This window comes from Mucilaginibacter rigui, assembly GCF_014773275.1.
GTDB lineage: Bacteria > Bacteroidota > Bacteroidia > Sphingobacteriales > Sphingobacteriaceae > Mucilaginibacter > Mucilaginibacter rigui_A.
In genome coordinates, this window is the sequence record NZ_JACWMW010000003.1 from 311,514 (window position 1) to 326,691 (window position 15,178).

A 15,178-nucleotide genomic window follows, 5' to 3' on the forward strand; every position below is an offset into this window, starting at 1 on the left:
CCACTAAACTCCATCATGAAAAAAGTATCAACCTCCATTGTTTTGCTTCTTGCCCTATTATTAAATGTAAGTGCGCAAAAACACATTTTGAATTACAGGATTAAGGAGGAATTTTCGCCTGCTAATGATATTGTAGGTATTCAGTTTGATAGTAAGGGTGCTATGTGGGTAGCCACATCATATGGTTTGTATAAAAAGGAACAAAATGAATGGGTGCTTAGTGGCGCCGCTAATATTTATATGCAGTCTTTTTTTATTGATAAGCACGATAAGATATGGACGGCGTTATGGGGTGAAGGAGTGCATGCAAGTGTGGACGGAAAAAAATGGGAATCAATTAAAGCAGCTGCGCCCTCGGGTTCGGCCAATGTAATAACTGCCGATAATAAAGGCGAAATATGGGTAGGTGATTTTAGCGCGGGCGTTTTAAGATCGGGTAAAGATAAATGGATTAATTACAAGGCGGGCAATGTTGGGCTTGGCGATAATTCTATCCTTGCTATTTTGCCCGATAATAAAAGCAGGATGTGGTTTGGGAGCTATCATGGGCTTAGTTTATTTGATGGTAAGTTATGGCGTTTATATAATAAGGCAAATAGCAAACTGCCTGATAATAACGTGTATGCCTTATTGGATGATGCTAAAGGTGATGTATGGATAGGTACCTGTAATGGCCTTGCGCGGCTTAGCGGTAATACATGGGTAGTTTATAATGTAGAAAATTCAGGTTTGTCATCAGATCTGATCCTCTCGTTAGGTGTTGATGCAAAGGGTAATATCTGGGCGGGTACCAATAAGGGAGTGAATGTTTTTGACGGAAAAAATTGGCAAACTTTTAATGTTAAAAATAGTGCCCTGATTGATGATCGGGTACAAGTAATTACTGCTTACAAGAATGCTATTTACCTGGGTACGAGTAAGGGTATAGCAGTGTTTAATTAGTGTTTTTTTAATAATCCACATACTTAACGGAATGTTACAGGTATATAAATAGACGCTGAGGAAAGCGTCTCATTTTAAGGGGAAATAATGTTCATTCCACTTTATAATAAAAATTATAAATATATTTTATCTTAATAAATTATTTATTACTTAGCTTTTAATTAGTGTCCTGAAAACAAACTTCAATCATATATGATAAATAATGCAATAATGTTTAGTGAATACGCGAAGGTCTATCGCGATAATTTATTAAATGATGTTATACCTTTTTGGCTTAATAATTCGGCAGATGATGAACTCGGAGGATACTTTACCTGTTTGGATACTAAAGGGAAGGTTTTTGATACTGATAAATTTGTTTGGTTGCAGGGGCGCCAGGTTTGGACTTTTGCCATGCTTTATAACAATGTAGAGCAAAAGCAGGAGTGGTTGGATTTTGCTTTACACGGTGCAAGTTTTTTACTTAAACATGGGCGCGATACTAATGGCAACTGGTATTTTTCCCTTAACCGCAGCGGGGTTCCGCTAACTCAGCCTTACAATATATTTTCGGATTGTTTTGCTGCTATGGCATTTGCGCAGCTTTATAAGGCTACGCAAAATGAGTTGTATAAAACTATTGCTATTGATACATTTAATAATATTCTTAGAAAGAAAGATGACCCGAAAAGGGGGTATAACAAGGCTTTTCCCGGTACGCGGCCATTGCAAGGTTTCTCGTTGCCGATGATACTGTGTAACCTGGTATTGGAAATGGAGTTTTTGCTCGACGCTAAGATTGTTGAAAAGACTATAAATGAAGGTATTGAAAAAGTAATGGATGTTTTTTATCAGCCCGACCTTGGGTTGATATTGGAGAGCGTTACCCCTAATGGCGATTTCTCCGATTCATTTGACGGTCGTTTGGTTAATCCCGGGCATTCTTTAGAGGCCATGTGGTTTATTATGGATCTGGCTGATCGTAAAAAAGATAATCAGTTGATGAAAAAAGCTGTAGATATAGCAATTGATACCTTGGTTTACGGCTGGGACGAAGAATTTGGCGGTATTTTTTATTTTAAAGACGTCAAGGGCCATCCGCCACTGCAACTGGAGTGGGATCAGAAATTGTGGTGGGTACATATAGAGACATTGATAACGCTTATTAAAGGGTATTATCATACAAATGATGAGCGTTGTTTAGTATGGTTTAAAAAAGTGCACGATTATACCTTCGCTCATTTTCCTGATGCAGAAAATGGAGAATGGTTTGGCTATCTTAACCGTCAGGGCGAAGTATTAATGCAATTAAAGGGCGGCAAGTGGAAGGGGTGTTTCCATATCCCGCGGGGATTATTGCAATGTAGCAATGTTTTACAGTCGCTGGCAGAAATGCAGAAAAACCCAATATTAATCAACGCATAATGGCAAACATACCTTTTCAGGGCAAGATTATTGACTCTTACCCCGGCAGCAAGCAAAATTATGTACCGGCGCTGGTATCGTTAGGGGTGCTGTACTTTATGATGGGGGCAATAACGTGTTTGAATGATACACTGGTTCCTTATTTTAAGGCCGGGTTTTCATTAAGTTACTCACAATCATCACTTGTGCAGTTCTATTTCTTTTTAACCTATGGTTTGGTATCTATCCCTGCGGGTAAAATAGTAGATCGTATCGGGTATAAAATGGGTATGGTTACCGGGTTTTCAATAGCGGCAATAGGTGCCATGTTGTTTTATCCGGCATCAGTATTTCATCAGTATTCTTTGTTTCTGGGCGCATTGTTTATCATAGCTATTGGTATTGTATTGTTACAAGTAGCCGCCAACCCTTATGTTACCATACTTGGACCCGCTAAAACAGCATCGTCCAGATTAACACTTATCCAGGGGGTGGGTTCATTGGGTACTACTGTAGCGCCAATTTTTGGGGCTTATTTTATCCTTTCCCAATTGCAGCACAAAAATGTAGGCAGCGAAGCAGTGAAGTATCCGTATTTGGGTATTGCGGTGTTGCTTATTTTAATAGCAGTAATTGTATCACGTTTAAATCTGCCCGTTATTGGCTCATCTGCTAGTAGCCCCCGGCAAAAAGAAGTAGGAAGCGTTTTTTCGTTCCGGAACCTCAACTTTGGTATTTTAGGGATCTTTTTTTACGTAGGTGCCGAGGTTTCGGTGGGTACATTTCTTACCAACTATGTTGCCGAAACGCTATCTGTGGAGGTTCATGATGCCAATAGCTATGTAGCGTTTTACTGGGGTAGCATGCTTGTAGGTCGCCTTTTGGGCGCAATTGTCCTAAAGGTATTAAAGCCACAGTTGGTGCTTGTTATTTGTAGTATAGCTGCTGTTAGCTTAATTATAATATCTGTTAATACTACCGGGCTGTTGGCTGTTTGGGCCATGATAGCTGTCGGCCTGTTTAATTCGGTGATGTTTGCCATTATTTTTTCACTATCGGTAGATGGTTTGGGTTCCCATACAGCTAAAGGCTCAGGGTTGCTATCAACAGCAATAGCAGGAGGCGCAATAGTATCTTATGCTATGGGTATTATAAAAGATAATTTCGACTGGAAAATAACATTTATTATTCCCATTATCTGCTATTTGTACATCGTATTTTACGGTGTAAATGGTTATAAATCAAAAGTCAAAGTCTCGTAATAGTTTGCCGGCGGGTATTCTTCATGATGTCCAATCGTTATCGTTTTAGATGCCCGAGTTTACTTCGGGTTGTAATTGTACTGTTTAAACTTTATCTGTTTTTAATATGAAAAATGTATTCCTCAGCAAAAAGGTATCCGCAAGGCTGGTGTTAAGTGCTCTTTTGTTTCATGGTGTATTGGCGTACGGTCAGCAGCTTACCGCTGAACAGAATACTACCATATGGCATGCTAAACAGGGTGGGGTAGTTAAATTGGAAAAATTCCTCACGCAAAAAATACCGTTTATAGACTATCAAAAAGTGGTACTGCCCGGCCCGCAGTTTATTATTTCTGACGATCCTGAATATGTGCGTATACCTGACGCTATTGCATCGAAGGAGCGCGTGCAACCCGGTACGGTAAGATTGTATGTATATAATGTTAACGGTGTGGTAGAGCCGTTTAAGATGGACAGAAAGATTACCGCCATTTTAAAAAATACAGGTAAAAGCCCAATGCATATGCGGATGTTAAAATATTCATCTCAGGTGCCAGGCAATAATTATTTTAAAATTGGTAAGCAGGGCCTTGCTGATTATTTCGCATCAAAAGATGAGAACGTGGTAAGGGTTATAATGCCTGGCGCGGCTATTTCTATTGATGAGAAATTGGAAACCTATATTGCTAAATATGATGAATTGGTGCATGGTATATATGAATTTGTTATCGATCAGCCGGGTGAGGTTTCAGTTGTGCAGGCAGATCCAAAGTTAAAAGGGGCTGCAGTTTTAAATAAAATAAAAAATGTTATACCCCGTAGCCATCAGAATGCCGGCCGTGGCTTGTTTGGAGTAAGTAATTACCAAATAACAACCGATGGTGTTTATAATACCGATAGTGGGCCCGTTCAAATTATGCTGGCCGATGGTGTAAAAGACAAATGGGTAGCGGGTTATGAAGGTGTTTCGGGCGATCCGGTTCAGTTGGCGGGTAATTACGGGGTTATGTATAATATTGAAGTGAAATGGAAAAGCACCAATGGTAAGGGCCTTGCCTTGATTATCTGGAATTCAAGTTCGGGCAATAGCCAGTGGTGTAGTGGTATGGGTACCAGTATGGTGGTCAGTAATGGAAAGTATAAGGAGGGTATTATTCAGTTGCCTGTTGATAGCCTGATCACCACAGCTGCGCCGGAAGCTATTGTAGTACAGGTTTTTACCCCATCAACAAATGGAGAGGAGCAAACTATCCATATTACTTATTCGCCTCCCGGCGCGTCTTGTTTGCCGGTGCCTCTTGTTTTGGTTCCGGTTGATATTAAATAATAAAAAGATGTATAAAATAACACTGCTTTTTGTTTTAGGTGTATGTTTCAGCCAAAGTATATACGCTCAGGATGCTACTAAAAATAAAGCTATTGACTCTGTGTATCATAATTACTTATATGATCAGCGTGTTGCCTATTTTAAAGAATTACCTGTTACCAAAGGTGGTATTGTGTTTATAGGGAACAGTATTACACATTGGGGAGATTGGGCTGAACTTTTGCAATGCCCTGCAGTAAAAAACAGGGGGATTGCCGGCGATATTAGTTATGGGATATTGGCAAGGCTGGATGAACTTATAAATGAAAAGCCTCGAAAAATATTTATCATGATAGGGGTGAATGACATTGGCCGTAAAATCCCCCTTGCTAATACTATTAATAATTACACAAAAATAATTACAAAGCTAAAAACTGCTTTGCCACATACTGTATTGTACATTCATAGTGTATTGCCAATTAATGATACATTAATTAACAGGCAGTATTATACAGGTACTAATGCCGAAATTAAAGTAATGAACGCCCGGCTTAAAAATATGGCAGCTGCGTTTAATATTACCTATGTAGATATTTACTCCCTCCTTGCAAACAAAGAGGGGCAGATGCCGGCTAGATTTACATATGATGGTATCCACCTAACAGCGGGGGCCTATATTATATGGACTGATTTTTTGAAGCGCAAAGGATATTGCTGTAACTGATATATAAACCCAATACCTGCAAATCAGTGTGCATCGGGTGCCGCGCAAGCCCAATAATCACGGTATTTCATGAGGTATCCTCATTTTTGCAATGTCTTTTATTACTTAGTAAAAAAAATAAAAAAGATCCTGTGTGCGCCCTGCACTTAGGTAAAAAGCAGTTTGCTTCTTCTCACTTGTACTTTGGGCTTTTATTTTACATGATAGCTGTTCTGTAACTCATTTTCTGTGGATTATATTGTTATTTGACTTAATAATAAAATTTATTAATTATCTCTTTGTTTTTAATAAATATATTATAAATTTGTGATAGAGAGATTGTTGATGAGATAGATTTGGTTTGTTTTAACAGCAATAGGCTGATTTAGGGGATGTTATAAAGAGCGATTTATGTTAATTATTAAAAAAAATTATTAATTGGGTAGATCGTTCACTAACATCTTTAAGCACTGTTATTCTTGCCTCATAACTTTCTTCCGATGGCTTTTATTTCAATATAGTAATGGTTTTGTAGCTGCCAGTGCTTTGATATATAGGGTTCTGTTTCAGTAAAATGAATGCAATGCGGCCTTTTTATATAGTTGTCCTTTTAAGTAAACCTTTTAAATTAATGTGTATGAAGTTTTTTTTACGACAAAAATTATTCTATTGGAGCTTTTGCTGCCTTATGCTAATGTGCCCCGTTGGCGTAGCCTGGGCACAAAGCGTTAGTATTAGTGGGACTGTAAAAGATGAGCAGAACCAAACTTTGCCTGGTGTAACCGTATCTGTTAAAGGCGAAAAGCAAATTACAGTAACAAATGATAATGGCAAATTTAGCGTACAGGCAACAAAAGCCCCTGCTACTTTGGTTTTTACTTATATGGGGTTTGCCCCAAAAGAGGTAACCACATCGGCTGATAATAACCTTAATGTGATCATGAAGGTTTCATCAAGTAATTTAAACGAGGTGGTAATTGTTGGTTATGGTACCCAAAAACGAGCCTCGTTACTGGGTTCTGTTGCATCGGTACAGGCAGAGGAGTTAACCAAGGTGCCGGTAACCAACTTGTCGCAGGCATTAGTTGGCAGGTTGCCGGGCTTAATAACAAACCAATCATCCGGGTTGCCCGGCTCAGATCAGGTTAACCTTTATGTAAGAGGGTTCAGCTCGTTAAATAAAAACTCACCGCTTATTTTGGTTGATGGTGTTGAAAGACCATTTAATAATCTTGATCCCTCAGAAATTGAATCGGTAACTATATTAAAAGATGCGGCATCTGCAGCTGTTTACGGTGTAAGGGGTGCAACTGGTGTTATATTGGTAACTACTAAACGAGGGAAAGATGGTAAACCTACTTTTACATATGCAACATCCTATACGCTAAGCTCAAATACCCGTATGCCCGAGTATTTAAACGGAAAGGAATTTGTAAACTGGTATAATTATGCTGACGAAATAAATGGCCGCAGCAATACATTTTCTCAATCAGTTGTCGATAAAGTAAATAATGGCGATCCTGACGGGATTTACGGCAATACCAACTGGATGAAACAAGTGCTGAAATCAACAGCGCCAACCATGCAGCACAATCTTACATTAAGAGGCGGAAACCAGTCTGTTAAATATTTTACTTCATTAGGGTACCTTAATCAGCAAGGTATAATAAAGGGGGTTGACTATAAAAGGTATAACCTCAGAACCAATTTGGATGCAACCGTAACCAAAGATTTCTCTATTTCGCTTGATGTGGCCGGCAATGTTGCCGGGGCAAACAGCCCGCAGGTATCTAATTTTACAGGTAACGGCAGTTCGGTATCAACCAACCTCATGAACCAGATTATTATTGCACATCCTTACCTAAATGCAAAAACACCCGATGGGAGATACTTAACATCGTCGCTGTTATCAGGCGATAACCCACTCGCGGCGCGCGACCTGTCTGGTTATAATAACAATGATAATACAGGCGTACAAAGTAGTTTGTCTTTAAAATACAAACCATCGTTTTTAGATGGTTTATCATTTAAAGTTGTAGGGAGTTATGATAAAAACTTTTATCATACAAAATCATTTTACACCCCCTATACATTATGGACAGCCGACCCGGCAAGCGGCAATTCATCTTTATATGAAACCGCCTCGCCTTATGGTACCATTGCAATGTTGAGCGAGAGCTATACGCAATCATCCCGCTGGACAATGCAGGAATTTATAAACTATAGTAAAACATTTAACAAAAAGCACGCTGTCGACGCTTTGATTGTAGCCGAGCAGTCTAGCTATAATACAACCGGTTTAGGTGCATCTGCACAGAATTTTGATCTTACAGATCTTGATCAGTTTGGCTTTGCCAAAGATAACCCCAATAAACCGTACGGAAGTAATACTACCGTTAATCGCCTTGGCTATGTAGGCAGGGTAAATTATACCTATGATAACCGTTATTTAGCTGAGTTCTCGGGTCGTGTTGATGCTTCAACTAATTTCCCTGCCAATAACAGGTATGGTTTTTTCCCGTCAGTGTCTGCCGGTTGGCGTATTTCTGAAGAAAATTTCTTCAAGCAATGGCATACAGCTGTGTCAAATTTAAAACTTACAGCATCTTTCGGGATACTGGGTAATGATGTTACAAACGGTTCATATGAATACCTGAGGTTTATGAATATATCCGGCAGCCCGGTTGCAAACCTTGGCGGGGGTAACGTAAACGGTATGTTGCCAACATCTTATCCAAATACCAATTTAACCTGGGAAAAAGCAAAAACATCAAACATCGGCCTAAATATAGAGTTTTGGCACGGCCTGCTCAGCGCCGAGCTTAATGGTTTTTACAAGTTAACAACCAATATACTTACCAGCGTATCCAACACCTATCCACCATCTATTGGCGGATATTACCCAACAACGGTTAACTCAGGTAAAGTTGACAACCGCGGCCTTGAATTGGTAATCAATCATAAAAACAAGGTGAATGATTTTTCTTATGCCATTACAGGTAGTGTAAGTTGGGCCCACAACCGTATCCTAAGTATGGATCAGTCTGCTGATATTCCCGAATATCAAAGCCTCATTGGCAGATCAATCGGGGCTAAAACCGGTTTGGTTGCATTAGGCTTGTTTCAAAGTGATGCCGAGGCTAAGTCGTCTCCGGTAGTAAGCACATCTGCAAAGGCCGGTGATATTAAATTTAAGGATATTAACGGCGATGGTAAAATATCGTATGAGCAGGATGTAACTGTTATTGGCCGAAGCAGCATCCCCGAGTTGAATTACAGCTTTAATTTTAGCTCGAGCTACAAAAACTTCGACCTTTCATTCCTGGTACAGGGTGCAGCTATTTGCGATAACGCATTAATGGGTTATTATGACGGGATTGGTTGGGATGATACACAGTTTACCCGCACATTTTATAATGGCGGTAACACCCCTAAATATTTAGTGGAAAACTCATGGACCCCGGCCAACACTTCAGGTAAATATCCAAGGCTTGATAATCAATGGCGGTCAAACAATAACTGGGCTTCATCTATGTGGATAGTTAACGGTGCTTATTTGCGGTTAAAAAATGTTCAGCTGGCATATAACCTGCCCAAATTGCTAAAAACAAAACTTGGTATTGGCGAAGCGCGGATATATGTAGCAGCTATGAATGTGTTTACTTCATCTGCGTTTAAATACCTTGATCCTGAAGCACCAAGCGTAAGTAACGGTTATTATCCGCAACAAAAAACATACAGCCTGGGTGTTTCCATAACCTTCTAAATTATACGACAATGAAAAAAAATATTTTCTATATAACAAGTTTAATGGTAATACTATTGGTTACCTCTTGTAAAAACTTTTTGGAACCTAAGCCCACCGATAAATACTCAGAAAGTGTGGCTTTTTCCAGTGAAGCCAATGCAAAATTGTATGTAAACTCTTTTTATCCAATTCTTAATTATTATGGCTTGTTTGGTAGTGCTTACCTATCGGGCAATATGTATACTGATGGGTTAACAGACATTATGAAAACAGCCGGCAGCACAATAGGCTCAAACGGCGCTATTGCTAATTTGTATGCAACCTCGCCGGGGTTAATCACATCTGATCAGAATTCATTAGATATCTGGAGTAACGCTTACTATTATATCAGGCTTATTAATGAATTTATGACCGGTTTGGATAAAAGCAATCTGCCTGCCGGCGTAAAAGTAAACTTAGCGGCCGAAGCCAGGTTTTTTAGGGGGTATTTGTACTTCTTATTAATGAGGAACCATGGTAGCGTGGTTGTTATTACTGAATTAACAACAGAAGCCAGCCATCCCCTTAGTTCGGCAAACGATTGCTGGAACGTGGTTGAAGCAGACCTGGACTATGCTGCACTAAATTTGCCCGAAACAGCTGCTGATGCCGGGCGTATTACTAAGGGCGCGGCCTATGCCATGAAATCGAGGGCGATGCTTTATGCCCAGAGGTGGCAGTCTGCTTATGATGCTGCCGATAAGGTATTGAAAATGAGTAAATATGGCCTTAATGACTCTTATTCGGGCGCTTTTGGTTCTTATTTTAGCGGGAATAAAGAAGCAATCCTTGAGTTTAAATACAGCTATCCTAAATTAACCCACTCATACGATGCTATTGTAAGCCCCGGTGGTGATGATGCCTTATATCAGTTTGGAGGTGATGTTGAACCTACACAGGAGTTGGTTGAAATGTATGAAAAAGCTGGTGGCGGTACTGTTAACTGGGCTGCGTGGCACGCCAGCGACGTAACTGCCACACCACCCTGGGAAACCCTTGAACCACGTTTTAAGGCTACAGTATTATATAACGGCGCAGAATGGAAAGGGCGAACCATTGAAACATTTGTTGATGGTAAAGACGGTTGGACGGCTTACCCGCCAGCCGGTGGAAGTAACAGAGGTGCTTCTGTTACGGGGTATTATTTAAAAAAGTATGTGGATGAAAATCATACAGACCTGGTTAATATTTCCAGTTCGCAACCTTTGGTTGAGATAAGACTGGCAGAAGTGTACCTGAATTTTGCTGAGGCGGCATTTAATTTGAGCAATGCGCCGGATGCCAATAAGGGTATTAATGCTGTACGTAACAGGGCCGGATTACCAGCGCTTAACTTAAGCGGGGCTGCGCTGCTTGCTCAGATTAAAAAGGAAAGGACTATTGAACTGGCAGGCGAAGGGCAGCATTATTGGGATTTAAGGCGGTGGAAGGACGCCGAAAGCACCCTGACAGGCAAATATGTTCATGGTATTAAGATAATAAACACCGGTAATGGATATCAGTATAACTACATCACCTGTGATGATGCTCCACGCCAATTTCCGGCAAAACTTTATGCATTCCCAATTTTGTCTTCCGAACTAGTAAATAACCCGGCCATTACACAAATTAAAGGATGGTAAACAGACCTAAACGCATGAAAAAATTATTTAACTCAATACTTACAATAGCATGTATGTTCCTGATAGGAGCTTGTGCCAAAATTGATCCTCAGTTTGCTTTAAAAAGCGATTCAAAAACGTTAACATCCCTGCAGGTTAATTTTGCAGATGGTACGGGAGGGTTTCATCCAACAACACCAGAGCCGTATGGCAGTAACATAACTGTTGAGATACCCTGGTATTACCCTGAAGGATCATACAAGGAAACATCTTTGGATAGCCTGTTCGTTACCGGGACAATTCCTAATAGTTCAATTATGATGCCTTCATTTGGCCTCACAAACCTGTCTTCGCCTAAATCATATACATTAAAGGCGCAAAACGGAGAAACGCAGGTTTATAAAATTACAGCGGTAAGAAAGAAAAGCAATAAGGCCGAGATTGTTTCATTTAAACTGAAGGAAGCAGATATAAACGGGGTAGTGGTAAATAATAAAGTGTTTATACCGTATACCGATGTCAACTTAAGCAATCAAACAGCCATAGTTGAACTATCATATTACGCTAAAATATCTCCCGATCCATCTGCAGCGCATGATTATAGTAAACCTGTTAAATACACCGTGACGGCAGATGATGGAACCACCAAAGAATTTAGTGTAGAATTAGGCACGCCGGTAAAACTGGCCAAGGGCTTTAGTGCCGTGAAAAAACTTTGGTCTAAATCATCGGGCGACCTTGGATTTGAAGATTACAGGCAATTATCTATTGCTATAAGCGGCGATTATTTTGTGCTTCCAAATTCTAATGAATGGGTTGGTGGTTCAAGTATTAAATACTACAATCGTAAAACAGGCGCGACGGCCGGGAATTTAAATGTAACCGGTGTTAACGGTATATATGCAGTGGCTAATGATAGTAAGGGAAAAATAGTAGGTATCAATAACCTATATGCAGGTAATAACGTGTGCCTGTATGTTTGGGATAACGTAAATGCAGCACCTAAGCTTTTAGCCCGAACCACCGATTGGAGTACTGTAGCCGGTGCATTTTATGGCCGTAAAGTGGCTGTTTATGGCGATTTAAGCGCCAATGCCATAATTATGGCAACTACTGATGGTAAAAATGTTGGCGGCGCAAATAATGTACTGAAATGGACAGTACAAGGAGGTCAGATAATCTCTCAGGACCCTGAGGTGATTACTTATTCAAAAACGTATGATTATGTTGCTAAAGCAGTGCCAACGGGCGCTTTACCAACAAGTGATTTTTACTTTGTTTCAAACTCACCGGCATTTATGAACTATGTAAATGGCGTGTCAGAGTCTATACAGTATTCTTTTAATTCCAGTTTTATAAACAACCCGCGTGGTAATATTGGAGGTGCAGCTTATTTTGAATTTAACAATGCTAAATACTTTGCTGTTGACGATGCAAGCGCTTACAGCAGCGCCATGCATATATTTGATGTTACCGACCCGGCAAAAATATCAACATCAACCTCAAGTGGTGATTATGCTGCCTTCCATGTATTTGACGGCTCTGCTGATTATATAGCATCGCCTTCGCCTAACTGGAATGTAACCGGTGATATAGCTATAGGAAACGTATCTGCCGATGGGTATACCATGACCGTATATTTCCTGGTTACAAATGGCGGGGTTGTGGCGTATGAACTTAGTTGTATTGACCCGAATGGGTTTTAAGTATTGAATGTAATGGGTAGGATGGGGTTATTACAAATGCCATCCTATCCATTTTAAACCACCTATTAAATAAAAGATGAGAGACCAAACCAAATTTAATTATATACTTATCCTGCTAATTTGTTCTGTTTTAATATTTTCTTGCAAGCGCAGCAGTGATGATCTGTTACCGCCCACCAAACCGGCTGCCCCTCCGCCTGAAATAACCCGGGGAGATACTGCAATTACTAATCTATTTGAAAAAACTCCTGTTATTGTATGGGTTGAAGCAGCAGCGAATTTTTCGCGTTTAGGCACTGCAGAAAAGATGGCTAACATTTTTCAAAAGCTTGTAGATATTGGAGTAAAAGGTGTTGTTATTGATGTTAAGGGCATCCCTGGTTTGGTAAGTTATAACTCAAGCATAGCCAACCAGTTAAAATCATGGAATGGAGCCACACAGGCTGCCGATTTTGATTATTTAAAAAATGCTATAACAGAAGGTAAAAAGAAAGGGCTTAAGGTTTTTGTATCTATGAGCATTTTTGCCGAGGGGATGAATTATGGCGGGAACCGCATTGGCAAAGTGTTTACTGATAATTCGTTTTCTGATATACAAAGCCAGGTAATTACACAATCAGGCGATGTTAAAAAAATAACGGATGTGTACACATATGGGCTGTTAAACCCTTTGCAGCCTTTAGCGCAGGAATATGAGTCGTCTCTTATCAGGGAGGTTATCTCTAACTACGATTTAGATGGGTTTGTATTAGATTACTGCCGTTATTATGACATAAGCGCCGATTTTTCAGATTTTACGTTAGAAAAATTCAGGCAATGGGCTAAACTCCCTGCTGTTTCAAAAACCGATATTGTTGCTGAATGGACTACCGTTAACGGTGTGTTAACACCAAAAGTTACCGGGCCGCAATATAAAAGCTGGCTTGAGTTCCGTGCGCAAACCATCCGCGATTTTGTAAGCAAAACCCGCGATATGGTAAAATCGGTAAAACCACACCTCCCCCTGTGCTCATATTCGGGCGCGTGGTATGATTCTTACTATGGCGTAGGCGTAAACTGGGCCAGCAATACTTATGATCCATCGGCAGATGGGTATAGTTGGGCATCTCCCAATTATAAAAATACAGGTTATGCAGAATTATTGGATATGTTTATGACAGGTAATTATACCCCAACATTAACCGGGGCAGGATGGTGGACTGTGCAGGGGGCAATAAATGGTACAAAGCAGGTGTTGAAAAATGCAAATATTTATTATGGCGGGGTAGACCTGGGAAACACCCAATGGAGCAATATTCAAAACATGAAAGATGCTATAAAGATGATAAAGCAGCAAACCAAAGGGGTAATGCTGTTTGATTTGGTGCATATTGACGATGCTTCAACAAATCAGTTTCATAAGCAGCTTTACGATGACGTGAAGGAAGCTTTAGCAAATTAATGCTACAGGCCAGATGCAATACGACGTCGCCCCCCTGAGGGAGACCACGCGTTTTCATTGAGTAAGTAATCCAGCTATCAAGCCCATGATACGGCATTATCCTGATAAAATAATGGCGTGTCGGGGCTGCCCCCTTGCCTTTTAAGATCATTAGTTTAACTATTAATAAACCCGCGGTCCTGTTAATACAATGGCGGTAACCTAATAAGCCGTCCAGCCGCCATCAGCTGTTAATACTGCGCCATTTATAAAACCCGATTTTTCGGAAACAAGGAACAACGCAAGCTCGGCAATGGCTTCAGGGTTTGCAGATGGTGGCGCATTACCTGTCCCCGCGCTCATTCTTTCAAACCCAAAAGGATTGGGCTCCATGCCATAAACAATATTGGTGTTAACGCCGCCAGACGCTATAGCATTGCAGCGGATATTTTTTTCGGCGTACTGGTAACCGATGTTTTTTGTTAAGCCAACGAGCGCATGCTTGGAGGCGGTGTAAGCGGCACCCGCGCGACCACCGAAAAGCCCACCGATAGATGCGATATTGATGATCGTCCCGAAACCTTTTTCAAGGAAAAGCGGTATAGCTTCCCGGCAGGTAAAGAAAGGGCCGTTAAGATTAGTACCAATCACTTTTTCCCATAACTCATCACTCACTTCCGCAACGGGTGTAAAATTGTCCATTACCCCGGCATTATTGATCAGGATATCCAGGGTTTGGTAGGCGTTGAGTGCATATTGCATCACCAGGCGTACGTCTGCATTGCTGGCAATATCTGCTGCAATGCAGCATGCTGTTCCTCCTTTTGCGGTAATCTCAGACGTAACCGCTTCAATGTTGGATTGATGGATATCGGTTAGTACAACTTTTGCACCCTGTTCGGCAAAAAGCTCAGCTATTGCTTTCCCGATTCCAGACCCGGCTCCTGTTACCAGTGCTACCTTTTGTGTTAATAGGTTCATAACGGTTTACATTAATTTATCTAACAAACATGCCTTATAATGCCGCTGTAAAGAATGATGCGGGATACTAAAATTTATGATGAACAACACATAATAAGCCTTGAATCA

Annotated in this window: 11 protein-coding genes; 9 read left to right on the forward strand and 2 right to left on the reverse strand. The window is 40.5% G+C overall.

Going from position 1 to position 15,178, the window contains the following annotated elements; all coding sequences use genetic code 11:
- The first annotated feature begins 15 nt into the window (after positions 1-15).
- The 8 genes from IDJ75_RS14850 (at position 16) to IDJ75_RS14885 (ending at position 12,669) form a co-directional block, all read left to right on the forward strand.
- Positions 16-942, forward strand: a complete 927-nt coding sequence (locus tag IDJ75_RS14850; protein ID WP_191176415.1) for a ligand-binding sensor domain-containing protein — start codon at positions 16-18, stop codon at positions 940-942.
- A gap of 192 nt (positions 943-1,134) precedes the next feature.
- Positions 1,135-2,346 carry an AGE family epimerase/isomerase gene (locus IDJ75_RS14855; protein ID WP_191176416.1) on the forward strand — a complete coding sequence of 404 codons (1,212 nt, stop codon included), beginning with the start codon at positions 1,135-1,137 and terminating at the stop codon, positions 2,344-2,346.
- Positions 2,346-3,587, forward strand: coding sequence for a sugar MFS transporter (locus tag IDJ75_RS14860; protein WP_191176417.1), 1,242 nt, complete (start codon positions 2,346-2,348; stop codon positions 3,585-3,587). The genes IDJ75_RS14855 and IDJ75_RS14860 overlap by 1 nt, the downstream gene beginning before the upstream one ends.
- Before the next feature lie 106 nt (positions 3,588-3,693).
- On the forward strand, positions 3,694-4,893 hold the full coding sequence (locus IDJ75_RS14865; RefSeq protein ID WP_191176418.1) for a copper amine oxidase: 1,200 nt from the start codon (positions 3,694-3,696) through the stop codon (positions 4,891-4,893).
- 7 nt (positions 4,894-4,900) lie between these two features.
- Positions 4,901-5,596, forward strand: a complete 696-nt coding sequence (locus IDJ75_RS14870; RefSeq protein WP_191176419.1) for a GDSL-type esterase/lipase family protein — start codon at positions 4,901-4,903, stop codon at positions 5,594-5,596.
- A 616-nt stretch (positions 5,597-6,212) separates the two neighbouring features.
- On the forward strand, positions 6,213-9,341 hold the full coding sequence (locus IDJ75_RS14875) for a SusC/RagA family TonB-linked outer membrane protein (protein WP_191176420.1): 3,129 nt from the start codon (positions 6,213-6,215) through the stop codon (positions 9,339-9,341).
- 11 nt (positions 9,342-9,352) lie between these two features.
- Positions 9,353-10,984: a RagB/SusD family nutrient uptake outer membrane protein gene (locus tag IDJ75_RS14880; RefSeq protein WP_191176421.1), complete on the forward strand. Its 1,632-nt coding sequence runs from the start codon at positions 9,353-9,355 to the stop codon at positions 10,982-10,984.
- A 14-nt stretch (positions 10,985-10,998) separates the two neighbouring features.
- Positions 10,999-12,669, forward strand: a complete 1,671-nt coding sequence (locus IDJ75_RS14885; protein ID WP_191176422.1) for a DUF5018 domain-containing protein — start codon at positions 10,999-11,001, stop codon at positions 12,667-12,669.
- 99 nt (positions 12,670-12,768) lie between these two features.
- On the opposite strand, the gene IDJ75_RS21175 is transcribed toward IDJ75_RS14885, so the two are convergent.
- A complete protein-coding gene (locus IDJ75_RS21175) occupies positions 12,769-12,987 on the reverse strand; it encodes a hypothetical protein (RefSeq protein WP_224746615.1) in 219 nt (72 codons plus the stop codon).
- Between IDJ75_RS21175 and IDJ75_RS14890 the strand changes: the two genes are divergently transcribed.
- Positions 12,977-14,110, forward strand: coding sequence for an alpha amylase family protein (locus tag IDJ75_RS14890; protein ID WP_224746616.1), 1,134 nt, complete (start codon positions 12,977-12,979; stop codon positions 14,108-14,110). The genes IDJ75_RS21175 and IDJ75_RS14890 overlap by 11 nt on opposite strands.
- Positions 14,111-14,311: 201 nt before the next feature.
- Here IDJ75_RS14890 and IDJ75_RS14895 read toward each other — a convergent pair whose 3' ends face one another.
- Positions 14,312-15,070 carry an SDR family oxidoreductase gene (locus IDJ75_RS14895; protein ID WP_191176424.1) on the reverse strand — a complete coding sequence of 253 codons (759 nt, stop codon included), beginning with the start codon at positions 15,068-15,070 and terminating at the stop codon, positions 14,312-14,314.
- Between the last annotated feature and the right edge of the window lie 108 nt (positions 15,071-15,178).

Bases quoted from the DNA above. Each gene is read 5' to 3' on its own strand.
- IDJ75_RS14850 (WP_191176415.1), top strand. From the start codon at position 16: ATGAAAAAAGTATCAACCTCCATTGTTTTGCTTCTTGCCCTATTATTA.
- IDJ75_RS14855 (WP_191176416.1), top strand. From the start codon at position 1,135: ATGATAAATAATGCAATAATGTTTAGTGAATACGCGAAGGTCTATCGC.
- IDJ75_RS14860 (WP_191176417.1), top strand. From the start codon at position 2,346: ATGGCAAACATACCTTTTCAGGGCAAGATTATTGACTCTTACCCCGGC.
- IDJ75_RS14865 (WP_191176418.1), top strand. From the start codon at position 3,694: ATGAAAAATGTATTCCTCAGCAAAAAGGTATCCGCAAGGCTGGTGTTA.
- IDJ75_RS14870 (WP_191176419.1), top strand. From the start codon at position 4,901: ATGTATAAAATAACACTGCTTTTTGTTTTAGGTGTATGTTTCAGCCAA.
- IDJ75_RS14875 (WP_191176420.1), top strand. From the start codon at position 6,213: ATGAAGTTTTTTTTACGACAAAAATTATTCTATTGGAGCTTTTGCTGC.
- IDJ75_RS14880 (WP_191176421.1), top strand. From the start codon at position 9,353: ATGAAAAAAAATATTTTCTATATAACAAGTTTAATGGTAATACTATTG.
- IDJ75_RS14885 (WP_191176422.1), top strand. From the start codon at position 10,999: ATGAAAAAATTATTTAACTCAATACTTACAATAGCATGTATGTTCCTG.
- IDJ75_RS14890 (WP_224746616.1), top strand. From the start codon at position 12,977: ATGGCTAACATTTTTCAAAAGCTTGTAGATATTGGAGTAAAAGGTGTT.
- IDJ75_RS21175 (WP_224746615.1), bottom strand. From the start codon at position 12,987: ATGTTAGCCATCTTTTCTGCAGTGCCTAAACGCGAAAAATTCGCTGCT.
- IDJ75_RS14895 (WP_191176424.1), bottom strand. From the start codon at position 15,070: ATGAACCTATTAACACAAAAGGTAGCACTGGTAACAGGAGCCGGGTCT.